Genomic DNA, 24,332 nt, shown 5'->3' on the forward strand with positions numbered 1-24,332 from the left:
GGACGCCAAGGAGAATCGAGGGGAGGAACCGCCGACGCGTCGACGATGATATTTTCTGAATCGCTTTCCCAAGTCATTCTCGGCACGGCCCACATACAAGGGCTTCCCGGCTTCAGGACGACTCAGGCGGCGGGAGCCGCCTGGAAGTGTTTTTCAATGAGCCCCTTGATGTCCTCGTGGCAGCCGCCGCAGCCGGTGCCGGCACGGGTTGCCTTGGACACCTCGGCTACGGTAGAGCAGCCATCCGCCACGGCACCCTGGATCCTGGCGCCGCTGACACCGGCGCAGCGGCACACGGTTCCTTCCGGATCGGCAGGACCGGACGCGGCCAGCTGGTCCGGACCGTCCAGCCGCAGCAGCAGGGACCTGTCGGCCGGCAGTTCCGCGCCGCGCTCGAACAGCCCGACGAGCTCGGCGGCGGTCCGCGGCATGCCCACGGCCACCAGGCCTTCCAGCACTCCGCCGCGGGTGGTCATCTTCACGTAGCGGCCGTGTTCCGGATCGGCCCACTGGGCGATCTGCCGCCGGGGCCGGCCGTTCACGGCACCCGCGGTGAGCGCCTCTTCATCCCACGGCTCGGCCCCGTTGTCGCCGGCCACAGCCATGTTCATGCCACGGGCCTTGAGCACAATCACACCGGCCTGTTCCTGCGGCAGCTCTTGGAGCGCGTCCGCCTCGTCCTGTGTGCCGGTGGCCAGCAACGTCAGGTATTCGGCCAGCCATTCGGCCTGCCGCCACCCGGGCCCCACCAGGCCGGACGGGCCCTTCGCTGTGCGGCATTCGCCGCAGGCGGGGTCCGGGCAGCGGACCTCGGCGCAGTCGCCGATCGCGAAGATGTGCGGCTCGTGGTGGGCACGCAGCCGGTGGTCCACCAGGATGCCGGCACCAACCGACAGGCCGCAGCCTTCGGCGAGCTCGGTCCTGGGGCGGACACCGCAGGAGAGGACCAGGAGGTCGCCGTCGATCGCCGAACCGTCATTGAGCAGCAGCGCCGAGAACCCGCCGTCGGGCGCGTTGTGCTCCACCCCGGTGGACCGGGCGTTGCCGGCCATCCGGACGCCGCACCGGCGCAGGCTGGCCGCGAGGACCGCTCCGCCGCCGCGGTCGATGTTGCGGCCCAGCGGGTGTGGCCCGTTGTGTACCACCGTGACAGTGGCGCCTTCTTCCGCCGCCGCGAGGGCTGTCTCGAGGCCCAGGACGCCGCCGCCCAGCACCACAACACGCTTGCCGCCGTCGACCCCTGCGCGCAGAACCGAAGCGTCCCGGAGGTCCCGGAGCGCGGTCACTCCGGCCGGAAGGACGGGGGATGCGGGGTCCGGGTTGATGCCGGTCAGGTTGGGGATGACGGGCCGGGAACCGGTGGCGAAGACCAGCCGCTCATAGTGGGCGGAGGTGCCGTCGGTGAGGATCACCTGCTGGCGGGCGCGGTCCACGCGGCGGACCCGCACGCCAAGCCGGACGTCCACGCCGTCGGCGGCCAGGGCTGCCGCGTCGGAGAGCGCCAGGGCATCGGCCGTGGTGCGTCCGACGCCCAGATCGGCCACCAGCACACGGTTGTACGCGGCTTCGGCCTCTTCACCCACCACGGTCAGGCTGACGTGCCCGTCGCGGACCGCGGGCAGCAGTTCATCGATCAGGCGGGCAGCCACGGGGCCGAAACCAACAACGACAATCTGCTCACTCATGAGGCCTCCGATGTCTGAAGAACACTGCTCTGTTGTCCGGTTGCGACCGCCCGGACCCACACGTTGTTGAACTTGAATTCGGGCATCCCGGAAATGGGATCCGTTGCCGCCTCGGTGAGGCGGTTGGCGCTTTCAAGCTCCGGAAAATGGAACGGCAGGAAGACCGTCTCGGGACGGATCGCGGTGCTGAGTTCCGCACGGCAGAACACCTCCCCGCGTTCATTGGCCACCGAGACAAAGGCACCCTCGGTGATGCCCATGGCGGCCGCGGCTGCGGGGTGGATCTGCATTTTCGCCTCGGGCTGCGCGGCCAGCAGCTCGGACACCCGCCGGGTCTGCGTCCCGGACTGGTAGTGCTCCAGGAGGCGGCCGGTGATCAGGGTCATGGTTTTCGCGGCCGGGGCTGTGGGGTCCCCAACGGGGGGCGCGGCCGGCGTACGACGGCGGCGGGGCGTCACCGGGGTCATGACCGCCTTTCCGCCGGCGTGGGCAAACGCATCAAGGAACAGCCGGGGCGTACCGGTGCTGCCCACAGGGTAGGGCCAGTAGGCAGCTTCGCCGCGGTCCAGCATGGCGTAGTCAATGCCGGAGTAATCGGCGTGCCCGCCGGCCGAGGCCAGCCGCAGTTCCTCAAAGACCGTTTCCGGATCTTCGCTGTACGTGGACGGGGCCTCGAGCGCTTCAGCGAGCCTGGCCATGATCCAGAGTTCGCTGCGTGCGCCGGCCGGCGGCTGCAGGGCCCGGCGGCGGCGCAGTACGCGTCCCTCTAGGTTGGTGAGCGTGCCTTCCTCTTCGGCCCACTGCAGGACCGGGAGGACGAGGTCGGCTTCGGCGGCCGTCTCGGACATAAAGAAGTCGCAGACCACCAGGAAGTCCAGGCCGCGGAGCCCGGCGATGACGGCGTTTGCGTCGGGGGAGGCCACCGCGATGTTGGAGGCGTGCACAAGAAGGCACCGGACGCCGTCGGGCTGTCCCAGTGACTTCAGCAACTGGACGGCGGGCAGTCCGGGCCCGGGAATGGTTCCCTCCGGGACGCCCCAGACGCCGGCCATGTGGGCGCGGGCGGCGGGGTCGGTGATCTTGCGGTAGCCGGGGAGCTGGTCGGCCTTCTGGCCGTGCTCGCGGCCGCCCTGGCCGTTGCCCTGGCCGGTGAGGGTGCCGTAGCCGCTGCGGCGTGAGCCGGGCAGCCCCAGGAGGAGGCTGAGGTTGATCGCGGCGGTGGCGGTGTCCGTGCCGTCCACGTGCTGTTCCACACCGCGTCCGGTGAGGATGTAGCTGCCGCCCTTGCCTGCGCCGTCGGCGAGCCTGCGGGCGGTGTCCCGGATGAGCTCCGCCGGGACGCCGGTGAGGGACTGGACGCGTTCGGGCCAGAACGCGTTGACGCTGCGGACCACAGCCTCATAGCCGGTGGTGCGCGCTGTGATGAAGTCGTCGTCTGCCAGGCCCTCGTGGATGATCACGTGCGAGAGGCCCAGCAGGAGGGTGAGGTCGGTGCCCGGCAGGGGCTGGAGGTGGAGGCCGCCGCCGTCGGCCGTGAACTTTGCCGTGGCTGAACGGCGGGGATCCACCACGATCAGCCCGCCGGCGTCGCGGGCGCCCTGGAGGTGCTGCACAAACGGCGGCATGGTTTCGGCCACGTTGGAGCCGAGCATCATGATGGTGCTGGCGGCGTCCAGGTCGGCCAGCGGGAACGGGAGGCCGCGGTCCAGGCCGAACGCGCGCATCCCGGCGGCCGCGGCGGAGGACATGCAGAAGCGGCCGTTGTAGTCGATGCGTGAGGTGCCCAGGGCCAGGCGGGCGAACTTGCCCAGCATGTAGGCCTTCTCGTTGGTGAGGCCACCGCCACCGAAGACCCCGACGGCGTCCTTACCGTAGCGCGCCTGCGTGTCCTTCACGGCGGCGGTGACCAGCGCCAGGGCCTGGTCCCAGCCGATGGGGCGATGGACGCCGTCGGCGCCCTTGAGGAGCGGTTCGGTGACCCGTCCGGGGTGGTTCAGGAGCGTGGCTGAGGTCCAGCCTTTGCGGCAGAGGCCGCCGCGGTTCGTGGGGAAATCCCGGCCGCTTACTTCGAGGAGGGGGGCTTCCGCAGCGGCCAGCGCCGCGGATTCAGCCGGCACGGGGACTGACCCCGGCTCGGAAGCCGGGGTCAGTTCCGCAGGGGATGTGAGCGTCATGGCGCACTGCAGGGCGCAGTAAGGGCAGTGCGTGTCGGCGCTTTTGGTCATGTTAGACGTGTCCCATCGCGTTTCGGTTGGCGTTGCGGATGTAGAAGAACCAGCAGACCGCCAGCATCAGGACGTAGGCCCCGACGAAACCGTAGAAGGCCGGGGTGTAGGAGCCGCTGGCAGTGTTGGAGGCGTTCAGCACCTGCGGGATCACGAAGCCGCCGTAGGCGCCGATGGCCGAGATCAGTCCGAGGGCCGAGGACGCGAGCCGCTGGGTTTGCACGGTGCTGGCGCCGGACTTCGCCGCCCGGCTGGACGTGGCGAAGATGATGGGGATCATCCGGTAGGTTGCGCCGTTGCCGAAGCCGCTGGCGGTGAAGAGCATCAGGAACAGGACCAGGAAGAGCCAGAAGTTCTTCAGCGGCAGGGTCCAGATCATGGTCAGGGTGATGACGGCCATGCTGGCGAACGCTGCCACGGTCATCCGTGCCCCGCCCATGCGGTCAGCCATGCGTCCACCGTAGGGGCGGGCGAGTGAACCGACCAGCGGGCCGAGGAACGCCAGCGATAGTGCCACGGTGCCGACTCCGATGGAGGAGAACGCCGGGAAGTAGTCCTTGATGAGCTTGGGGAACACACCGGCGAAGCCGATGAACGAACCGAAGGTGCCGATGTACAGCAGCGCCATGATCCACAGGTGCGGTTCCCTCAGTGCTGCGACCGAACCGGCCACGTCACCCTTGGCGCTGGTGAGGTTGTCCATGTACTTCCAGGCACCGAAGGCGGCGATGAGGATGAAGGGGATCCACATCCAGCCGGCCATGGGCAGGTTGACGCTGCCGACGGCCACCAAAGTGATCACAATTGGGACGGCGAGCTGTGCAACGGCTGCACCCATGTTGCCGCCGGCGGCGTTCAGGCCCAGGGCCCAGCCCTTCTCGCGTGCCGGGTAGAAGAACGTGATGTTGGCCATGGAGCTGGCGAAGTTGCCGCCGCCGAAGCCTGCCAGAGCTGCCACGAAGAGCATGACGCCGAACGGGGTTTCCGGGTTGGAGACGCAGAGTCCCAGGCCGATTGAGGGAATCAGGAGGAGGAGCACGGACACGATGGTCCAGTTCCGGCCGCCGAAGCGGGGAACCATAAAGGTGTAGGGAATCCGGAGCGTGGCGCCTACCAGGCTGGGCATCGAGATCAGCCAGAAGATTTCCGAGGTGGTGAACGTGAAGCCGGCTGCCGGAAGCTGGACCACCACGATGGACCAGAGCTGCCAGACCACAAATCCTAGGAACTCGGCGAAGATGGACCAGTTCAGGTTGCGGCGGGCGATGGCCCGGCCGCCGGACTCCCACTGCTCTTTGTTCTCGGCGTTCCAGTTGGCGATCCAGCGGCCGGGACGGAAGTCAAGGGCGGGGGCATCTGTTGTACCCGTGGAGGGCTGCGCGCCGGCGGATGAGGACACGCCTCCGTGCAGCGGGTCGGCGTCTATATCTACGGAATTGCCGGGGCCGGCATTTGCGCTGCGGTCAACAGTCACGGTGGACCTCCTCATGGGGGATGTTGTTCTTCCACGGTAGAGAAGGCGCGTTTCGCGGACAGTCGCGGTTTGTTAACGTGCTGTGACATTTGCCTATCGGCAGCCGGCCGGCGGCGTGAGGAGCGTTAACGGCCGAAGGATGAGACATGGGCCACAAGTCCACATGGCGGACCTTTTGTCCATTGAATGGACGGCTGGAACTACTATCGGACTCTAACTACTGCGCGCCGGGTCTCACAAGGTCCGGCCGGTTCTCAGGAAAGAGTTCCTATGTCATCCATTCACACCACCGTGGAGCCAGGATCCCCCAAGGCGGTGAACTCGCGCGGCCGCGTGATTGTGGCCAGCCTGATCGGCACCACCGTTGAGTTCTACGATTTCTACGTCTACGCGACCGCCGCCGTGCTGGTCTTCCCGGCGCTGTTCTTCCCCAATCAGAACGAGACCACCCAGCTGCTCAGCTCCTTCGCTGTCTTTGGTGTGGCCTTTGTTGCCCGCCCGCTGGGATCCATCGTCTTTGGCCACTTCGGCGACAAGTTCGGCCGCAAGGGCACCCTGGTAGCCTCGCTGCTGACCATGGGCATTGCCACATTCCTGATCGGCTGCCTGCCCACTGCGCTTGTCCCGGGCTGGGAATTCTGGGCTCCGGCGCTGCTCGTTGTCATGCGGTTCGCCCAGGGCCTCGCCCTTGGCGGCGAATGGAGCGGCGCTGCCCTGCTGGCCACCGAAAACGCCCCGGCCAACAAGCGCGCCATCTACGGCACGTTCCCGCAGCTCGGCGCACCCATCGGCTTCATCATCGCGAACGTGATCTTCCTGGTGGCCAGCTACACGCTGACGCCGGCCGACTTCCTGGCCTGGGGCTGGCGCGTGCCGTTCCTGCTCAGCGCCGTCATGGTGATCATCGGCTTGTACGTCCGCCTGAAACTGATCGAAACCCCTGCCTTTACCAAGGTGCTCGAATCCAACGAGGTGGCCAAGTTGCCGCTGGCCCGGGTCTTCAAGTCCAGTGGCCGTCCGCTCATACTGGGCACGTTCATCATGCTCGCCACGTACGTGCTCTTCTACCTGATGACCACGTTCACGCTGACTTACGGAACCCGCGCCTCCAACCTGGGTGCTGCCAAGGCTGCCGCAGAGAAGGCCGGCAAACCAATGTCCGAGGCCGCCGCGGCAGCGTTTGTTCCCGGCCTCGGCTTCAACCGCAACGACTTCCTCTGGATGCTGATTGCCGGCGTCGTCTTCTTCGGCATCTTCACCCTGGTTTCAGGGCCGCTGGCGGAGAAGTACGGTCGCCGCAAGATGCTGCTGACCGTCACAGGTGGCATTTTTGTCTTCGGCCTTTTGTTCGTTCCGCTGTTCAGCGGCGGCTTTGTGGGCACCATGGCCCTGCTGATCATCGGCTTCTCGCTGATGGGCCTCACGTTCGGCCCCATGGGTGCGCTGCTGCCCGAACTGTTCCCCACCAACGTGCGCTACACGGGCTCCGCCGTCAGTTACAACGTGTCCAGCATCCTGGGTGCTGCGGTGGCCCCGTTCATCGCCGTCGCGCTGTGGGAGCTGGCTGACGGCAGCCCTGTCCTGGTCGGTGTCTACCTGACCGCGATGTCGGTGCTGACGCTGATCGCGCTGTTCGTGTCCAAGGAAACCCGCGACCTGGACTACGAGAACAACGTAGCCTGACGCGCCGCCGTCGGGCGTTCCAGCCCGGTTGCTGACGGAACTGCCCGGCATGTTCTCCGTTATTGCGGGGAACATGCCGGGCATTGCTGTGTCCGGCCGGGACCAACGGGGGGAGGAACGCACGACGGCGGCACCCGCCTACCAGCGCGGAGCTCAGCCGGCGTAGCGGGCCACGAAGTTCTTCAGAATGGTCATGGGCGCGGTGACGGTGAAGTTACGGGCGGCTGCCATCAGTTCCTCGGCGGATTCCGGCGGGAAGTAGCCGGCATGCCGGTAGATGTCGATCCTGGTGACCAGGCCCTCCGCGTCCAGCTCAGGGTGGAACTGCGTGGCGTACAGGTTCTGCTTGATCCGGAACATGTGGACGGGGCAGGCCCGGGAGGATGCCAGCAGCACGGCGTGGGAAGGCAGTTTGGTGCAGGCCTCCTTGTGTCCGGTGAAGGCGGTGAAGCGGCGCGGCATCCCGCGCAGGAGCGGATCCGCGAGCCCTGCCTGCGTCAGCTCGATTTCCACCCCGCCCAACTGTTCGCCAAACGTCCTGTCGATGAGCGCGCCCTGGTGCCTTCCCAGAGTCCCGACCCCGTAGCAGGCGCCAAGGAACGGGAAATCCTCAGCGACGATCCGGTCCAGCAGCACGGCAAGCTCACGCTCCACCCGGTGCTGGGTGTCGCTTTTCTTCTCTGCGGGGTCGCTGGAGGTGAAGGGACTGCCCCCCACAATCACGCCGGAGTATTCGGCCAGATCCAGTTCCGGCAGGGGAGCGGCTTCAAGCCGGACACGCCGGAGCTGTTCCGGTGCCAGGCCGCCATACCGCAGGTACGCGGCGTACTCGTCGTCAGCGGCGGCGTCTTCGGCCCGGGAGGCCAGGAGCAGGAAAGGCTTCACACGCTAAGTGTGCCGTTGGCTCCAGCCCAGCGCCAGAGTGCAGCCTGCGCCGGAGGGTTGTCCGGCGCCGGCGTGCACTCATGAAGGAACACGGCACCGGACTGATGTCAGTGGCTGGCCGGCTGCGCGAGCGATCGCCGGGACTGCGGCTGTGCGGCCGGATCCGCGTGGCGGTGGACGAGCTTCCAGTAGCCTTCTTCGCGCCGGAAGATGCTGGTCACGCGGAGCGCGAATTCCTCCGGCGCCGCGGCGCTCTCCAAGCGGGCCCGGAAGTGTTCCGTTTCCACCAGGTAGGCCGTGTCACGTGCGGTGTATGAGGTGATGGTGTCGAACCCGAGCATCTCGCCGTCGTGGAACTGGCGGGACGCCTGGTCCAGCCGGGCCTCCACCTGGGCCCAACCGCGGGCGATGCCGCCGAACGGGTTGGCCAGCGTGACGTCGTTGAGCCTGGAGTACAGGTCCTTGACGGCACCGGGATTCCCACGGGTGATTTCCGGAACCGCCAGGTGGTAGCGGTCTACTTCTTCTTCAAAACTGGGTGCAAGCATAGGGTGCCTCCGGCAGGGTCTAGTCTTCGATCGTGGCGATGACGGCGCCGGCCGACACCGTCTCACCGGCCGCTGCGCTGAGTCCGGTGATGGTGCCGGAACGGTGCGCGGTCAAGGGCTGTTCCATCTTCATCGCTTCAAGAACCACCACCAGGTCACCCTCGGCCACAACGTCGCCGTTGGCCACGGCAACCTTAACGATGGTGCCCTGCATCGGGGAGGTCAGCGCGTCCCCGGCGGCGGCCGCTGCCGCACCGCCTGAACGCACGCGCTTCTTGGACTTGCCGGACTTGGCTCCGGAACCCGCGGCGGAACCCGCCCCGATCGAACCCAGGGAGGCAGGCAGGACAACCTCGAGGCGCTTGCCGCCTACTTCAACCACCACACGCTGGCGTTCACCGGCATCGCCGCCGGCGTCAGCGGTTCCGTCCGGCGTCCAGGCAGGAATGTTGTTGACGAATTCGGTTTCAATCCAGCGGGTGTGGATGCTGAACGGCCCTTCCTCGGGCGCAAAGGCGGGGTTTGATACAACGGCGAGGTCGAAGGGGATAACGGTGGGGATGCCTCCCACCACCATTTCCTCCAGGGCGCGCCGGGAACGCTGCAGGGCCTGGGCGCGGGTGGCGCCGGTGACGATCAGCTTGGAGAGCATCGAGTCGAAGTTGCCGCTGATGACATCGCCCTCTTCCACGCCGGAATCGATCCGGATGCCAGGGCCGGTGGGGTTCTTCAGGGTGGTGATAGTGCCAGGGGCGGGCATGAAGTTGCGGCCCGGGTCCTCGCCGGTGATGCGGAATTCGAACGAGTGGCCGCGGACCTCAGGATCGCCGTAGCCGAGCTCCTCGCCGCGAGCCAGCCGGAACTGTTCGCGGACCAGGTCGATGCCCGTGACTTCCTCGGAGACACAGTGCTCCACCTGCAGGCGGGTGTTGACCTCGAGGAAGGAGATGGTGCCGTCTTGGCCCACCAGGAACTCGCAGGTTCCGGCGCCGAGGTAACCGGCTTCCTTCAGGATCGCTTTGGAGGATTCGTACAGGCGGCGGTTCTGCTCTTCGGTGAGGAACGGGGCCGGTGCTTCTTCAACGAGCTTTTGGTTGCGGCGCTGCAGCGAGCAGTCACGCGTGGAGATGACCACGACGTTGCCGTGGGCGTCCGCGAGGCACTGCGTTTCGACGTGGCGCGGGGCGTCCAGGAAGCGTTCAATGAAGCATTCGCCGCGGCCGAACGCTGCGATGGCCTCACGGACGGCTGACTCGAAGAGCTCCGGGATTTCTTCGCGGGTGCGGGCCACTTTGATGCCGCGTCCGCCGCCGCCGAAGGCTGCCTTGATGGCCACCGGCAGGCCGAACTTGTCCACGAACTCGAGGATTTCCTCGGCAGACTGCACAGGATCGGCGGTGCCGGGGACCTGGGGCGCGCCGACCTTCTCGGCGATGTGCCGGGCCTGGACTTTGTCGCCCAACGCGGAAATGGCGGCAGGGGAAGGGCCGATCCAGGTGATCCCGGCGTCGATGACCTTGGCAGCGAACTCGGCGTTTTCGGCGAGGAAGCCGTAACCGGGATGGATGCCGTCGGCGCCGGACTGGCGGGCAACGTCGATGATCTTGTCCATCACCAGGTAGGACTCTGCGGCGGTGTCGCCACCCAAGGAGTAGGCCTCGTCGGCAAGCCTGACATGGAGCGCGTCGCGGTCCGGATCGGCGTAGACGGCCACGGAGGCAATGCCTTCGTCGCGTGCCGCGCGGATGATGCGCACGGCGATTTCGCCCCGGTTTGCGATCAGCACCTTGGTGAGGTTCGACTGCACGGGACTAGCGGACTGCTCCAAATTTGCTGACAAGGCGTCTCCTTCTTTCCTTCAGGGAGCCTAGCGCGATTTTGTGGGTTCCGCCGATATTACTTGCGGTTTCCGCGTGTAAACGGGCACAGCTTTGTAGGGAACCTACAACTGGCCGGAAAATCGCCGGAATTATTCGGCCGACCACAGCTCCGTGATGCGTACGTTTGCGTGCCCGAGGAGACTGCGCAGCGTGGAGACTGACAGGCCCACAACGGCGTGCGGGTCCCCGTCCACCTTCAGGATGAACGCGCCGCCCAGGCCGTCGATGGTGAAGGAGCCGGCGCAGTGCAGCGGTTCGCCGGTGGCGATGTACGCGTCGATCTCTTCGGGATCCATGTCCGTGAAGTGGACCTCGGCGGAGGCGACCGCCCCGAGCGTGGCGCCGGATCCCAGCGCCGTGATGCCGGCGTCGGGCGCTGCGTCGGTCCCTTCCGCGGCGGCCGGTTCGTCATCGGCTGCCGTCGCGCGGCAGTCCACCAGCCAGTGCCCGGTGTGCAGGACCCCGCTGTTGCCGCTCATTCGCAGCATCCGTTCGCGGGCGACGGCGGCCGTGTACGGTTTGCCGTGCGCCTCGCCGTCGAACTCGAAGACGGAGTCGCAGCCGATGACCAGCGCGCCCTCGGCTTCCGGCAACGCGGCCACCGCCTCGGCTTTGGCGCGTGCCAGCAGTAGCGCGGTATCGTGCGGATCCGTGACGCCGTAGCGTGCCTGGACCTCGTCCTCGTCCACGTCGGAGACCAGCACGGAGTGCCGGATGCCGGCGTCGGCCAGGAGCTTGGTGCGGGCGGGGGACTGGGAGGCGAGGATGAGGCGGGTCACCGTTTCAGCCTAACGGACCGCAGCAGAACAACGCGGGGTCACTTACGGCCCATGCAGCCGGGGGTCATAGGCGCGAAGTGACCCCTCGTTGCTCTGAACGGGTGGGTGCTGGCTGGCGTTCCAGCCGGGCGCCCTCCACGTCCACATCCGGCAGGATCCGGTCCAGCCACTTCGGCAGCCACCAGGTCTTTTCGCCGAGGAGGTACATTACGGCCGGGACGATGGTCATGCGGACCACAAAAGCATCCAGCAGCACACCGAACGCCATGGCGAAGCCCAGCGGCCGGACCATGGTCAGGTGGCTGAAGATGAAGCCGGCGAACACGCTGACCATGATGATCGCGGCGGCGGTCACCACGGTGCCGGCATGGCTGAAGCCGATGCGTACGGCCTTTTTGGCCGGGGCGCCATGCATATAGGACTCACGCATGCCCGACGCGATGAACACCTGGTAGTCCATCGCCAGGCCGAACAGCACACCGATCAGGATGATCGGCAGGAAGCTCAGGACCGCGCCGGGATTGGCGACGTCGAACACTCCACCCAGCCAGCCCCACTGGTAGACGGCCACCACCAGGCCGAAAGCGGCGGCCAGGGACAGCAGGAAACCGCCGGTTGCCAGGAGGGGAACCACAATGGAGCGGAATACCAGCAGCAGCAGGATGACGGAAAGCCCGACGACGATCGCCAGGTACGGCGGCAGGGCGTCACCGAGTTTTGTGGAGACGTCGATGTTGCCGGCGGTCTGCCCGGTCAGGCCGATGGTGACCCCCGTTTCGGCCTGGATCTGGGTGCCGCGTTCGCGGAGTTCGCTCACCACCTGCACCGTGCCGGCCTTGGCGGGCCCCTCTTCCGGGATGACCTGGAATACGGCGGTGCGGCGGTCTTCACTCAGTGCCACTGGCACTGTTGCCACCACGTTGTCCACGCCACGGATCAGGTCCGCGACGTCATACTGCAGTTCCTGGGCCCGGGCTTCGTCCAGGCCGGCCGGGAATTCACCCACCACCACAATGGGGCCGGTGACGCCTTCGCCGAAGCTCCGTGCGGTGACGTCATAGGCCTGGTAGGCCTCGGAGTCCACCGGTTCGGAGCCGCCGTCGGGCAGTGCCAACTGGAGCTGCGCGGCGGGCAGGGCTAGCGTTCCCAGCAGGAGCACGCCGGCGACGAGCGCCACGACGGGGTGCCTGGTGACCATGCCGCCCCAGCCCCGGGTGCTCTTTTCCTCATCCTTGGCCTGGTCCGCAACCTCATGGCCGGCCTCGGCGTTGTGGGCATCGGCCTTGGCCCAGGCCCGCCGGGAAATGATGCGCCGTCCGATCAGGGACAGCAGGGCCGGGGTCAGGGTGAGCGCCACAAGGACGGCCACCGCGACGGTGCCGGCCGCGGCCAGTCCCATCACGCTCAGGAACGGCAGGCCGGGCACCACCAGGGCAGCCAGGGCGATGATGACCGTCAGGCCGGCAAAAAGTACCGCGTTGCCCGAGGTTCCGGTGGCGCGCGCCACGGATTCTTCGGGATCCATACCCGCCTGCAGCTGGGTCCGGTGCCGGTTGACGATGAACAGGGAGTAGTCGATGCCCACCGCGAGGCCCAGCATCAGCGCGAGCATGGGCGAGATGGAACTCATCTCGAAGGCGCCGGAGAGGGCGAACGTGATGCCCACGCCGACGCCAACGCCGATGACGGCCATCAGTAGTGGCAGGCCCGCGGCGATGAGCGTGCCGAGCATCAGGATCAGGACCAGGGCCGCGACCCCGATGCCGATGATTTCTGCGGTGCCGAAGAGTTCTGAAATGTCTTCGGTGATTTCCTTGCTGGCCAGTGCCGTCACCCCAGCGGAGGACGTCTCATGCGCGATGTCCTGCACCTGCTGGCGCACCGCCGGTGTCAGGGCATTGATGGAGGTGTTGAACTGCACCTGTGCCACAGCTGCCTGACCGTCCGTTGAGACAAAGCGGATCCCGGCGGAAGCTTCCGCCTGCCGCTTGCCCAGGTCCAGCTTGGCTTTGGCGGCCTGCCATTCCTGGGTGCCGGCTTCGAGCTGCGCCTTGCCCTGTGCGAGGGCGGCCTTCTGTGCTCCAAGCCGGGCTTCGATCATGGCTGGGGTGGCGCCGCTGGCGGCGAACTGCTGCTCCGCGGCGCTCAGCTGCGCGGTGCCGGCGTCGAGTTCGTCGCGTGAGGCATCCAGGCGGGCCTTGCCCGCGGCAAGCTGCTGCTCGCCGTCGGCGATGGCCTGCCCGGCCTGGTCCAGCTGGGCCTGCGTGGCGAAGGGATCCACCGTGGCCTTGACGTCAGGCAGTTCACCAAGCTTGGTGAGGGCAGCCGTGACGGCTGCGCGGCTGCCGTCGGTAAAGCCGCCTTCCGGGGCTTCAAAGACGATTGTGGCAGAGCCGCCCGACGCTGCCGGCAGTTCCTGCTTCAGCTTGTCCGCGATCCGCTGTGTCTCAGTGCCCGGAATCTGGAAGTTGTTGGACAGCGTGCCGTGGAAGGCGGCTGCTGAGCCGCCGACGGCCACCAGCGCCGCGAGCCAGAGCGAAATGACCAGCCAGCGGTGGCGGTAGGAGAATTTGCCGAGGCGGTAGAGCAGCAGGGCCATGTCAGAGCCGTTCTTTGTTGAGGTGGGTGGTGGCGGTTGTGGACGTCGCGGAGGGGCTGGCCGCCGGAACGGGGCTGCCGAAGCCGGAGCCGAGGTGGCCCATGGCGTCAATGAGCAGTTGCCGGAGGACAGCGAGGGAAGCGGGGGAGAGATCGGCGCCGCACTGGACGAACCACACGTCCATGGCCGCCTTCCCGCAGGAGATGACGGAGCCTGCGAGGGCGCGCAGGTACAGTTCGTCGACGACGGCGCCCGGGGTTCCGGCGAAGCGCTCCCTGGCGGCGCTGATGATCTCCTCGGTGCAGTGGTCCCACGCTTCGAGTTCGGACCGGGACAGGACCGCGTTGTCCTGGGTGAGTGTGAAGAGCTCAGCCAGCGGTGCCACGGTCATTAGGTCAGCGAGTTGCATCAGTGCCGCGCGGGCGGACTCGAGAACGGGCTCGTTCGCGGGGCGTAGCCGGAACTGCTGAAGGGCGCTGTCCAGGAACCCGTGCGTCACCGAAGCCAGGGCGGCTTCGATGCTGCTGAAGTAGTTGAAGAACGTGCGGCGCGATATCCCGGCGGATTCGGCGATGTCTTCCACCGTGAAATTCCCGGGGCCCTTCGCGCGCAGCAGAGTCAAAGCGGCGTCGGTGATGGCCTGGCGGGTGGCGGCTTTGTTGAGCTCACGGCGCGAGAGAAGTTCGGGCATGAAATTACACTACGTGCAAGTTTGCACGCCGCGCAAGTTGATTCACAGGAAGATGAAAGGTTCCCGACAGCTCCCCCTGATGCTGTCGCCGGAGACTGGGAGAGTTCCCATCTGGGACATCGTGACCAGCCGTCACCTGACGGCAGATCCAGGAGACAGAAATGGTACGCACAAAGAGAATTGCCGTCGGCCTCACGGCCACTGCGCTGGCCCTTGGCGCCGGGATCGGCGTCGCCGGCATGGCGTCGGCAACCACGACGCCCACCCCCAGCGCCAGCTCAAGCGCCTCAGCCGACGGGAGCACCGGCACTCCCCCAGCTGAAGGGAAGGGCATGCGGGGCGGTCACGGCCACGGCGGCTTCCGCGGCGTGGACGCGGCGGAACTTGCCACCAAGCTGGGCGTGGATGAAGCCAAGGTGACGGAGGCCCTGAAGGCCTACCGTGACGCCAACAAGCCCACCACCCCGCCGGCCGACGGAACTGAAGGAACCCGGCCGGACCCGGCCGCGAAGCAGGCTGAACTGGCGAAGTCCCTCGCGGCGACGCTGGGCATCGACGAGGCAAAGGTCGCAGCGGCGCTTGAAGAGCTGCGGAGTGCCGAACAGGCGGATCGCGCCGCGGCTCTGAAGACGCGCCTGGACGCAGCAGTCACTGACGGCAAGCTGACCCAGGCCGAGGCGGACGCCGTGACCAAGGCTGTCCAGAACGGAGTCATCGGGGGTGGCGGCCGCTAGCAAAAGGACACCCCGCCCCGAAGAGTTTTTGTCCAGATAATGCCCCTTTAAGCGTTTCCTGGGCGCATTATCTGGACAAAAACTCGGGGGTGGGGTGTTGCGGGGTGTGGCTGCGGCGGTGCGTTAGGCCTTGGCGTCCGCCAGCTCGCGTCCGGCTTCCGGAGAGTCAGTAGCTCCGGTGATGGCGGAGGGATCCGCGGCGGAGGAGTCGGCGTCGTCGTCCACAAACGGAGTGCCGTTCCGGGGCGCGTTGTAGAGCGCCTCGTCAAGGATGCCCTGGCGCTTGGCCACAATGGTGGGCACCAGGGCCTGGCCTGCAACGTTGACCGCGGTGCGGCCCATGTCCAGGATGGGATCGATCGCCAGCAGGAGTCCGACGCCGGCCAGGGGCAGTCCCAGCGTGGAGAGCGTCAGGGTGAGCATCACCACGGCGCCGGTGGTGCCGGCCGTTGCGGCGGAACCGAGGACCGAGACGAGGGCGATGAGCAGGTAGTGGCTGGCGTCCAGCTGGACGCCGAAGAACTGGGCCACGAAGATGGCGGAGATCGCGGGGTAGATCGCGGCGCAGCCGTCCATCTTGGTGGTGGCGCCCAAGGGCACGGCGAAGGAAGCGTAGGCGCGGGGAACACCCAGGCTGCGCTCCGTGACGCGCTGGGTCAGCGGCAGGGTTCCGATTGAGGAGCGGGACACAAACGCCAGCTGCACGGCAGGCCAGACGCCGGAGAAGTACTGCTTCACGGACAGGCCATGGGAACGGATGAGGGACGGGTAAACCACAAACAGCACCAGGGCAAGGCCCACGTAGATGGCGAAGGTGAACTTGCCGAGCGCGCCGATGGTGTCCCAGCCGTAGACGGCCGCGGCGTTGCCGATCAGGCCGACGGTGCCGAGCGGGGCGATGCGGATGATCCACCAGAGGACCTTCTGGATGACGGCCAGTGCCGAAGCGTTGAGGGTCAGGAACGGCTCGGCAGCTTTGCCTACCTTGAGGGCGGCGACGCCGACGGCGATGGCAATGACCAGGATCTGGAGCACGTTGAAGCTGATGGAGGTGCTGACTGTGGTGGCTGCGGTGGCGCTTTCGGTCACGGTGGAGCTGGCGCCGAGGCCGAGGAAGTTCTTGGGGAACAGCCCGATCAGGAAGGACCACCAGTCACCGGACTTGCCGGCGTACTTGGCCTCCTGGGTGATGCCGGTGTTGGCGCCGGGCTGCAGGAGCACGCCGAGGCCGATGCCGATCAGGACGGCGATCAGGGACGTGATGGCGAACCAGAGCAGGGTGTTCCAGGCCAGCTTGGCGGCGTTGGAGACCTGGCGCAGGTTCGAGATGGAGCTCACCACGGCGGTGAAGATCAGCGGAACCACCGCAGTCTGCAGCAGTGCAACGTAGCTGGAGCCGATGGTCTGCAGCGTGGCGCCGAGACCGTTGGGGGACTCCTTGGTGCTGCCCGTGTACTTGGCCAGCAGGCCGAGGCCCAGCCCGACAATAAGGGCGGCGATGATCTGGAAACCGAACGAGCCAGCCCACTTGGGCAGCTGGAAGCCGGTCTTTCCTGCGGATTCGGGGGTGCGGGTTTGAGTGCTCACCAGAACACGCTAGGCCCGGGCGCTTATCACGGCGAACAGATGTTGAGAAATGTTACGCCGCCACGTTGCCATCGAGGCCCAGGAATCCCCGCGAATCCGGCGTCATACAAGGCAATTGTGAAGTTATTCCCGCCGTCATTGTGCCAAACGTCACCCCGGACCTTGCTAATCCAGCAGCGCCCGGCGGAGCGTATCGAGGCCGACCGATCCGATGTTCAGCGCCCGCGTGTGGAACGCCTTGAGGTCGAAGCCTGGCCGGGTTTCGAGGTCGGCGCGGATCTGTTCCCAGAGGCGCTGTCCCACTTTGTAGGAGGGTGCCTGGCCGGGCCAGCCGAGGGTAGCGGGTGAATTCGAATTTGAGCTGGCCTTCGCTGATGGGCAGGTTTTCCTTGAGGAAGTCGTAGGCCGCCTCCGGGGTCCACGTTCCGGTGCCCCAGCGTTCGGGGATCTCCAGTTCCAGGTGGACGCCGATGTCGAACACCACGCGGGCCGCCCGCATCCGCTGCATGTCCAGCATGCCCATATGGTCGCCGGGATCGGCCAGGTAGCCGAGTTCCTGCATAAGCTTTTCGGCGTACAGGGCCCAGCCCTCGCCGTGGCCGGACGTCCAGCAGATGTTCCGCCGCCACTTGTTCAGCAGTTCCCGCCGGTAGGTGGCGGTGGCCACCTGCAGGTGGTGGCCGGGGACGCCTTCATGGAAGACCGTGGTGGTTTCGGCCCAGGTGGTGAAGGTGTCTTCGCCGTCAGGAACTGACCACCACATCCGGCCCGGGCGTGAGAAGTCATCAGAGGGGCCGGTGTAGTAAATGCCACCCTCGTCGGTCGGGGCGATAAGGCATTCAAGCTTCTTCATCACGTCCGGGATCTCGAAGTGCACGCCGGCAAGCTCGGCAACTGCCTTGTCCGAGAGTTCCTGCATCCACGCTTTGAGGGCCTCCGTGCCCTTGAGCTGGCGTGCCGGGTCATTGTTGAGGACGTCCTTGGCCTCCGCGATGCTGGCCCCTGGCTTGATGATGGATGCGACATTTTCCTGCTCAGCGATGAGCCTGTCGAGTTCCTGGACTCCCCACGCGTAGGTCTCTTCGAGGTCGACGGCGGCGCCCAGGAACGAGCGCGAGGCCGGTGCGTAGCGTTCCCGGCCGACGGCGTCCTGCTGCGGGGCGGCAGGCAACAGTTCCGTGCGGAGGAATTCCGCGAGGTCCCGGTAGGCACCCCGGGCGGCGGCAGCACCGGCGTCGAGCCTTCCCTGCGTTTCGCCGGGCAGGGGACCGCCTGCAGTCCGGGCCCCGGCGGCGAGCTTGGCGAAGAAGCCGTCTTCGGCGGCGTATTTGGTGGTCTGCTCGATGACGATGGAGACCTGGCGTTCGGCCGCGACCTTGCCCGCGTCCCGGGCCTGGCGCAGGGATTCGATGTAGCCGCGGAGAGCGCCGGGGACATTGAGGGCGCGGCCGGCGATGTGCTCCCAATGTTCAGCGGTTTCGGTGGGCATCAGGTCGAAAATGGCCCGGATGTCCTGTGCGGGGGAGGCGATGTTGTTCAGCTCCGCCACATCCCAGCCCGACTCGTGGATTTCCAGCTGGAGGCCGAGCCGTTCCCGCATGGCGTCCAGGGTGACGGTATCGACGTCGTCCTGGGGCGCGAGGCCCTCCAGGGCGGCAAGGGCCTTGCGGGCCTCTGCTGCGAAACCGGCGATGCCGGCGGGGGAGTAATCCGGGTACTCGGTCTCGTGCCCCGGCAGCCCCAGCGTGGTGGCAAGCGACGGGTTCAGCCGGATGAGTGTGTCGGTATAGTCATCCGCCACGGCATCGATGACGGAGTGCGGACGGGCGGCGGGGACGGCTTCGGTAGTCACCCCACGAGCCTAACCCCGGCTCCGCCTCCACGCGCCGGGACCCGGCGTCGGGGCGAGCCGCAGCTGCTGGCGACGCACCCAGTCGCGGGCGGTGGGCTTTCCGGCCGCCACGGCGTCCGCGCCGCCCAGGGAAAGCACGACGGCGGTCAGCGCCGCGAGCTCCTCGGCCGTCGGTTGCCCTTTGACTACAGAAAGCACGGGGGCATCGGCGGGCGCATTGGTTTCGACAGGCTCAACCAACGGGGCTCTGACCAGCGGATCTTTCGCCATCACAGCGGGATGTTCCCGTGCTTCTTGGTGGGCAGGCTCGCCCGCTTGTCACGGAGGGCACGGAGGCCCTTGATGATCTGGCCCCGGGTGTCAGACGGTGCGATGACAGCGTCCACGTACCCAAGCTGGGCGGCCTGGTAGGGGTTCAGCAGCTCGTCTTCGTACTGCCGAATGACCTCGGTGCGCCGGGCTTCGACGTCCCCGCCGGCCTCGGCAACGGCGGCCAGGTCGCGGCGGTACAGGATGTTGACGGCGCCCTGGGCACCCATCACGCCGATCTGCGCCGTGGGCCACGCCAGGTTCAGGTCGGCGCCGAGCTTCTTGGAGCCCATCACGATGTACGCGCCGCCGTAGGCCTTGCGGGTGATGACCGTCAGCTTGGGGACGGTGGCTTCGGCGTAGGCGTACAGCAGCTTCGCGCCGCGGCGGATGATGCCCTGGAACTCCTGGTCCTTGCCGGGCAGGAAGCCGGGGACATCCACCAGGGTGATGATGGGGACGTTGAAGGCATCGCAGTTCCGGACAAAGCGGGCGGCCTTCTCCGAGGCTGCGATGTCCAGCGTGCCGGCGAACTGCAGCGGCTGGTTGGCCACGATGCCCACGGTGTGGCCCTCCACCCGGCCGTAGCCGATGATGACGTTGGGGGCATAGAGGGACTGCATCTCCAGGAAATGGGCGTCGTCAACGATCTGTTCGATGACGGTTCGCATGTCGTACGGCTGGTTGGCAGAGTCCGGGACGAGCGTGTCCAGGGCGAGGTCGTCGTCGTTGATCTCCAACTCCTGCTGGTGCTCCAGCACCGGGGCCTCGGCGAGGTTGTTGGACGGCAGGAAATCCAGCAGTTCGCGGACGAACTCGATGGCATCGGCTTCGTCGGAGGCCAGGTACGTGGACGTGCCCGTGTTGGCATTGTGCTGGCGGGCGCCGCCGAGGGTTTCCATGTCCACGTCTTCGCCGGTGACGGTCTTGATGACGTCCGGTCCCGTGATGAACATGTGCGAGGTCTTGTCCACCATCACCACGTAGTCCGTGAGGGCGGGGGAGTATGCCGCGCCGCCGGCGGACGGGCCCATGATGAGCGAAATCTGCGGCACCACACCGGACGCGTGGACGTTATTGCGGAAGATGTCGGCAAACATGGCCAGTGACGCCACCCCTTCCTGGATGCGGGCGCCGCCGCCGTCGAGGATTCCCACTACCGGGCAGCCGTTGCGCAGGGCGAATTCCTGGACCTTGACGATCTTCTCGCCGTTGACCTGGCTCAACGATCCGCCGTAGACCGAGAAGTCCTGGCTGTAGACGGCAACGGGACGCCCGTCCACTGTGCCGTAGCCGGAGACAAGCCCGTCGCCGAGCGGCTTCTTCTTTTCCATGCCGAACGCAGTGGAGCGGTGCACGGCCAGCGCGTCAAGTTCCACAAACGAGCCCTCGTCCAGCAGCAGGTCCACGCGCTCGCGGGCGGTGTTCTTGCCGCGGGCGTGCTGCTTCTCGATGGCCTCGGGGCCGGAGGGTTGTTCTGCACGGGCCTGGCGGTCGCGGAAATCGGCGATCTTTCCCGCTGTCGTTGTCAGATCGTGGCTCATCAAGTGTCTCCGGCTCTGTAGCAGATTGGTGCTGTAACAATGTGGTGCTGCGTGAGGTGGTGGCGGGCAGGCCAGGCGCGGGATTTAAGTAGCTTCCACACAAAGGACGAACCCTGCTGGCTAGTCTAATGACGCACCTGCGTGGGACGACTGTAGAAAACCTACAATTTTCCGCGCTTTCCAGCGGCCAGCCCATATGTTACTCACCGGTAACATACCTCGGCTACAGTGGAGCCATGACTTCCAGCAACGACGCAAGGTCCACTGCCGCGACGCCGTACCAGGCCGCCGGGTCCCTTCGGGGCCGCACCATTCTGATGTCCGGCGGCAGCCGCGGCATCGGGCTGGCGATTGCCACCCGGGCCGCGCAGGACGGTGCCAATATTGTCCTGATGGCCAAGACCGGCCAGCCCCATGCCAAGCTGGCAGGCACTGTCTTCAGCGCCGCCGAGCAGGTGGAAGCCGCCGGGGGCCAGGCTCTGGCCATCGTCGGTGACGTGCGCAGTGACGACGACGTCGCCGGAGCCGTGGCGGCCGCCGTCGAACGTTTCGGCGGGATCGACATCGTCCTCAACAACGCGTCCGCGATTGATCTCTCCTGCACCGACGACGTGGACATGAAGCGCTACGACCTGATGCAGGACATCAACGTCCGCGGGACGTTCCTGCTGTCCAAGCTGTCGCTGCCGGCGCTGCGTAAATCGGCCCACGCGCACATCCTGACGCTCTCGCCGCCTTTGAATCTTGACCCCTACTGGGCAGGCAGGCACCTGGCGTACACGATGGCGAAATACGGGATGAGCCTCACGACGCTGGGCCTTGCCGAAGAACTGAAGGCCGACGGCGTCAACGTCAACTCACTCTGGCCGTGCACCCTCATCGATACAGCGGCCATCCGGAACATGCCCGGCGGCCAGGAAATCGTCCACGCTGCCCGCGGACCGCAGGTCATGGCCGACGCAGCCCATGCCGTCCTGACCGGCAGCAACCTGGCCGGGACGCGCGGGGCCGGCAACCACGGGGGCAGCGCGGGTGCGCCCAGCGGCAACTTCTACACGGACGAACAGGTGCTCCGCGCGGCAGGTGTCACCGACTTCCGTCCCTACAGCCTCGGGGCAGCGGAGGATCGGCTGGTTCCGGACATATTCCTCTGAGCCGCGGGTTCCAGCCATGTGGCTGCGGGAACAGCCAGCGGCGGCGCTTGAGTCGATAGGATTCAACCATGGATGACGCACGCACCCCAGGAAATCCGTTGAATCGCGGAGCCTTGGCGGACCAGGATTTCCTTGCGGCCACGGGCATCGCCAAGGTGGTGGTGGTTGACTCCACCGGCTCCACCAACGCCGACCTCCTGCGCTCGATTACCGTTGAACCCAAAGAATGGCCGGACCTGTCAGTGCTGACAGCCGAGTACCAGACCGCCGCCCGGGGACGCCTGGACCGGCGTTGGGAGGCTCCTCCGATGAGCTCGGTGTCGGTGTCACTCGTCCTGCGGCCCGCCAACGCAGAGGGCAGGCCGCTGCCCACCCACACGTATTCGTGGCTGTCCCTGCTGGGCGCACTCGCGCTGCGGGAGACGCTGACCGAGGCCGCGGGCATTCCGGCCGAGCTCAAGTGGCCCAATGACGTACTGGTCCGTGGCCGAAAGATCGCCGGGATCCTGGCCCAGCTGGGGCCAATGGGGGACGGTTCCGTTCCGCCGGTCATTTTGGGGACCGGCCTGAACGTGACTTTGACCGCATCGGAGCTCCCGGTGCCCACAGCGACGTCGGTTGCCCTGGAAGGGCCGCTGACCGTTGATCGGACCCTGCTGCTCAAAAGCTACCTCGCCCATTTCACAGTGCTTTACCGCAGCTTCTGCAATGCCGACGGCGACCCCACCGCCGGGATAGCCGGCGGCGCGTCGCTCCACAAGCGGGTGGCGTCCGTCATGGTGACGCTGGGCAAACAAGTGCGTGCGCAGCTGCCCGGTGACCACGAGATCATCGGGCACGCTTCGAGGCTGGACGAGTACGGCTCACTCCTGGTGGTGGACAAGGATCGCCGGGAACATGTGGTCACCGCCGGCGACGTAGTCCACCTGCGCCCGTGGGCACCGCCCGGCCAGGACGCCGAAAGCGGCTATGCGTAAAGGCCTTGTGCCGGGCGAGCAGGTCATTACGATCACCCGCCCGCAGCCGAGGAAGCTGGCTGGCCCTGCCGCAGCCTTCATTGCGGCGCCGGCCGCGGCAGCCTTTGCCAGTGCCTGGACCGTGCGCGGCGAGGCGACCCGATTAGTGCCTGTGGCTTCCGCTGACTGGACGCCGTGGATCGTCCTGGCATGCGTCATGGCCGCAGCGTGGATATGGTTGGCATATTGCCTGCCTCGGCTCCTGCAGTGGCAGGCAACCCGGTACATCCTCACGAGCCGCCGGATTGTTGCCCGCTATGGCATGGTGCGGCGCCGGGACGAGCAGGTCAACCTCGCGTCGATCCGCCACGTCACGGTCCATCAGTCGGTGCTGCAGCGCATATTGCGCTCCGGGAATATATCCTTGGAAACCGGGTACCAAGGTGTGGTGGGCGTCCAGGACGTCCCGGAAGCAGTACGGTTCCGGGACTTCGTGCTGGATGCAATCGACGAACTGCCCGTGGGCGGGGACCCGGGGACCGGTGAGATATCGGATTACGCAAACCAAGCGCTGCCGTGGGACTTGAGAGAAGGTGGAGACGATGAACGATGAGGACCAGCGGGACGAAGCGGGCCTGCCGGCTCCCGCCGTGCCTGAAACTGCCCACCCGGCAACAGGCACACTCTCTCCCGAACGGGTGGCTGCCAAGGCCCTCGAGGCCAGGCTGTTGGGCGGCGAACGGAAGCTGCGGCGCCGTGAGGTGGCAGCCGGGGCAGGGCTGTCCCTCCTGTCGGCGCGGAAGCTGTGGCGTGCCCTCGGCTTTCCGAACTTCGGCGACGAAGACGTCGCGTTCACCGAACGGGATCAGGCGGCACTGTCCACGGTGGTTGACCTGGTCCGCACCGGGGTGCTGACCGAAGAAGCCGCCATCTCCGTGACCCGGTCCATCGGACAGATGACAGACCGCATGGTGGTCTGGCAGATCGAGGCCCTGGTGGAGGACATGGTCCACGAGCAGGGCGTCACGGACGCCGTGGCCCGCAAGCGTCTGGTGAAGGAGCTGCCCTCCTTGCTGGACGCCCTGGAGGAGATGCTGGTCTATTCGTGGCGGCGGCAACTCAATGCAGGTGTTCAACGCCTGGCCGTGCGGGCCGAGGCTGGCTTGCAGGCCAGCGAAGAAGGCCGCGATGGCGATGAGGACGATGCCCCGCTGCCGTTGGCCCGCGCCGTCGGTTTTGCTGACTTGGTTTCCTATACGAGTCTCTCCCGCCGGATGAATGAAAAGACCTTGGCCCGGCTGGTCCAGCGCTTTGAGAACAAATGCGCCGAGATCATTTCCGTTGGTGGCGGGCGGCTGGTCAAGACAGTCGGCGACGAAGTCCTGTATATCGCGGAAACGCCGACTGCCGGAGCCGAGATCTCGCTCGCGCTGGCCCAGGCGTTCACCGAAGACGAGATCCTGCCGGAAGCGCGGGTGGCCATGGTCTGGGGCAGGATCCTGTCCCGGCTGGGGGACATCTACGGCCCCACGGTCAACCTCGCGGCCCGGCTCACCACGTTGGCGGATCCGGGAACGGTCCTGATCGACTCCATGACTGCATCCGCGCTGGACCAGGACAAGCGCTTCATTCTCGTTCAGCAGCCCGCTGAAAATGTCCGCGGGTTCGGCGAAATCCACCCGGTGCTCCTGGCACGCGGACAAGGAAAAGGCCTGGTCCTCGACTAGGGCGTTACCCCGAATCCGGC

At 66.7% G+C, this 24,332-nt stretch carries 18 protein-coding genes and 1 pseudogene; 6 read left to right on the plus strand and 13 right to left on the minus strand.

Annotated features, from left to right (window positions below):
• Positions 1 to 122 precede the first annotated feature (122 nt).
• Genes ACQCS0_RS06890 through ACQCS0_RS06900 form a run of 3 tightly spaced genes read right to left on the minus strand, consistent with a single transcriptional unit; the run spans position 123 to position 5,384 of the window.
• On the minus strand, positions 123 to 1,685 hold the full coding sequence (locus ACQCS0_RS06890; protein WP_354153867.1) for an FAD-dependent oxidoreductase: 1,563 nt from the start codon (positions 1,683 to 1,685) through the stop codon (positions 123 to 125).
• Entirely contained in the window at positions 1,682 to 3,910 is a 2,229-nt protein-coding gene (locus tag ACQCS0_RS06895) for a molybdopterin oxidoreductase family protein (protein ID WP_354222303.1), read from the minus strand. The genes ACQCS0_RS06890 and ACQCS0_RS06895 overlap by 4 nt, the downstream gene beginning before the upstream one ends.
• Before the next feature lies 1 nt (position 3,911).
• Positions 3,912 to 5,384, minus strand: a complete 1,473-nt coding sequence (locus ACQCS0_RS06900) for an MFS transporter (protein WP_354153865.1) — start codon at positions 5,382 to 5,384, stop codon at positions 3,912 to 3,914.
• A 270-nt stretch (positions 5,385 to 5,654) separates the two neighbouring features.
• On the opposite strand from ACQCS0_RS06900, the gene ACQCS0_RS06905 reads away from it, so the two are divergent.
• Positions 5,655 to 7,067, plus strand: coding sequence for an MFS transporter (locus ACQCS0_RS06905; protein WP_354153864.1), 1,413 nt, complete (start codon positions 5,655 to 5,657; stop codon positions 7,065 to 7,067).
• A gap of 153 nt (positions 7,068 to 7,220) precedes the next feature.
• Here the strand turns inward: ACQCS0_RS06905 and ACQCS0_RS06910 are convergent, their stop codons facing one another.
• The 6 genes from ACQCS0_RS06910 to ACQCS0_RS06935 all read right to left on the minus strand — a co-directional run bounded on the left by ACQCS0_RS06910 (position 7,221) and on the right by ACQCS0_RS06935 (position 14,449).
• On the minus strand, positions 7,221 to 7,952 hold the full coding sequence (locus tag ACQCS0_RS06910) for a glutamine amidotransferase (RefSeq protein WP_354153863.1): 732 nt from the start codon (positions 7,950 to 7,952) through the stop codon (positions 7,221 to 7,223).
• Between the two features lie 107 nt (positions 7,953 to 8,059).
• The gene (locus ACQCS0_RS06915) at positions 8,060 to 8,500 is read right to left on the minus strand and encodes a nuclear transport factor 2 family protein (RefSeq protein WP_354153862.1); all 441 of its coding nucleotides are present in this window, start codon (positions 8,498 to 8,500) and stop codon (positions 8,060 to 8,062) included.
• A gap of 19 nt (positions 8,501 to 8,519) precedes the next feature.
• Positions 8,520 to 10,340 carry a biotin carboxylase N-terminal domain-containing protein gene (locus ACQCS0_RS06920; protein WP_354222301.1) on the minus strand — a complete coding sequence of 607 codons (1,821 nt, stop codon included), beginning with the start codon at positions 10,338 to 10,340 and terminating at the stop codon, positions 8,520 to 8,522.
• 129 nt (positions 10,341 to 10,469) lie between these two features.
• Entirely contained in the window at positions 10,470 to 11,159 is a 690-nt protein-coding gene (locus ACQCS0_RS06925; protein WP_354222299.1) for a nucleoside triphosphate pyrophosphatase, read from the minus strand.
• Positions 11,160 to 11,223: 64 nt separating this feature from the next.
• A complete protein-coding gene (locus tag ACQCS0_RS06930) occupies positions 11,224 to 13,758 on the minus strand; it encodes an MMPL family transporter (RefSeq protein WP_354222297.1) in 2,535 nt (844 codons plus the stop codon).
• 1 nt (position 13,759) lies between these two features.
• The gene (locus ACQCS0_RS06935) at positions 13,760 to 14,449 is read right to left on the minus strand and encodes a TetR/AcrR family transcriptional regulator (RefSeq protein WP_354153859.1); all 690 of its coding nucleotides are present in this window, start codon (positions 14,447 to 14,449) and stop codon (positions 13,760 to 13,762) included.
• Positions 14,450 to 14,610: 161 nt separating this feature from the next.
• On the opposite strand from ACQCS0_RS06935, the gene ACQCS0_RS06940 reads away from it, so the two are divergent.
• Entirely contained in the window at positions 14,611 to 15,183 is a 573-nt protein-coding gene (locus ACQCS0_RS06940) for a hypothetical protein (protein ID WP_354153858.1), read from the plus strand.
• A gap of 123 nt (positions 15,184 to 15,306) precedes the next feature.
• Here ACQCS0_RS06940 and ACQCS0_RS06945 read toward each other — a convergent pair whose 3' ends face one another.
• The 4 genes and pseudogenes from ACQCS0_RS06945 to ACQCS0_RS06960 all read right to left on the minus strand — a co-directional run bounded on the left by ACQCS0_RS06945 (position 15,307) and on the right by ACQCS0_RS06960 (position 20,475).
• The gene (locus tag ACQCS0_RS06945) at positions 15,307 to 16,770 is read right to left on the minus strand and encodes a dicarboxylate/amino acid:cation symporter (RefSeq protein ID WP_354222295.1); all 1,464 of its coding nucleotides are present in this window, start codon (positions 16,768 to 16,770) and stop codon (positions 15,307 to 15,309) included.
• 165 nt (positions 16,771 to 16,935) lie between these two features.
• A pseudogene (locus ACQCS0_RS06950) lies at positions 16,936 to 18,622 on the minus strand (DUF885 domain-containing protein).
• Positions 18,623 to 18,631: 9 nt separating this feature from the next.
• On the minus strand, positions 18,632 to 18,892 hold the full coding sequence (locus ACQCS0_RS06955; RefSeq protein WP_354154199.1) for an acyl-CoA carboxylase subunit epsilon: 261 nt from the start codon (positions 18,890 to 18,892) through the stop codon (positions 18,632 to 18,634).
• Entirely contained in the window at positions 18,892 to 20,475 is a 1,584-nt protein-coding gene (locus ACQCS0_RS06960; protein ID WP_354153855.1) for an acyl-CoA carboxylase subunit beta, read from the minus strand. The genes ACQCS0_RS06955 and ACQCS0_RS06960 overlap by 1 nt, the downstream gene beginning before the upstream one ends.
• A 236-nt stretch (positions 20,476 to 20,711) precedes the next feature.
• On the opposite strand from ACQCS0_RS06960, the gene ACQCS0_RS06965 reads away from it, so the two are divergent.
• The 4 genes from ACQCS0_RS06965 to ACQCS0_RS06980 all read left to right on the plus strand — a co-directional run bounded on the left by ACQCS0_RS06965 (position 20,712) and on the right by ACQCS0_RS06980 (position 24,312).
• On the plus strand, positions 20,712 to 21,629 hold the full coding sequence (locus tag ACQCS0_RS06965) for an NAD(P)-dependent oxidoreductase (RefSeq protein ID WP_354153854.1): 918 nt from the start codon (positions 20,712 to 20,714) through the stop codon (positions 21,627 to 21,629).
• Positions 21,630 to 21,697: 68 nt separating this feature from the next.
• Positions 21,698 to 22,606 (plus strand): biotin--[acetyl-CoA-carboxylase] ligase, encoded by a 909-nt coding sequence (locus ACQCS0_RS06970; RefSeq protein ID WP_354222293.1) that lies wholly within the window; start codon positions 21,698 to 21,700, stop codon positions 22,604 to 22,606.
• The gene (locus tag ACQCS0_RS06975) at positions 22,599 to 23,198 is read left to right on the plus strand and encodes a PH domain-containing protein (RefSeq protein ID WP_354157694.1); all 600 of its coding nucleotides are present in this window, start codon (positions 22,599 to 22,601) and stop codon (positions 23,196 to 23,198) included. Before ACQCS0_RS06970 ends, ACQCS0_RS06975 begins: the two co-directional genes overlap by 8 nt.
• A complete protein-coding gene (locus ACQCS0_RS06980; protein ID WP_426940116.1) occupies positions 23,188 to 24,312 on the plus strand; it encodes an adenylate/guanylate cyclase domain-containing protein in 1,125 nt (374 codons plus the stop codon). Before ACQCS0_RS06975 ends, ACQCS0_RS06980 begins: the two co-directional genes overlap by 11 nt.
• Positions 24,313 to 24,332 lie beyond the last annotated feature (20 nt).

Origin of the sequence: Pseudarthrobacter sp. S6 (assembly GCF_050156575.1) — a bacterium.
Lineage (GTDB): Bacteria > Actinomycetota > Actinomycetes > Actinomycetales > Micrococcaceae > Arthrobacter.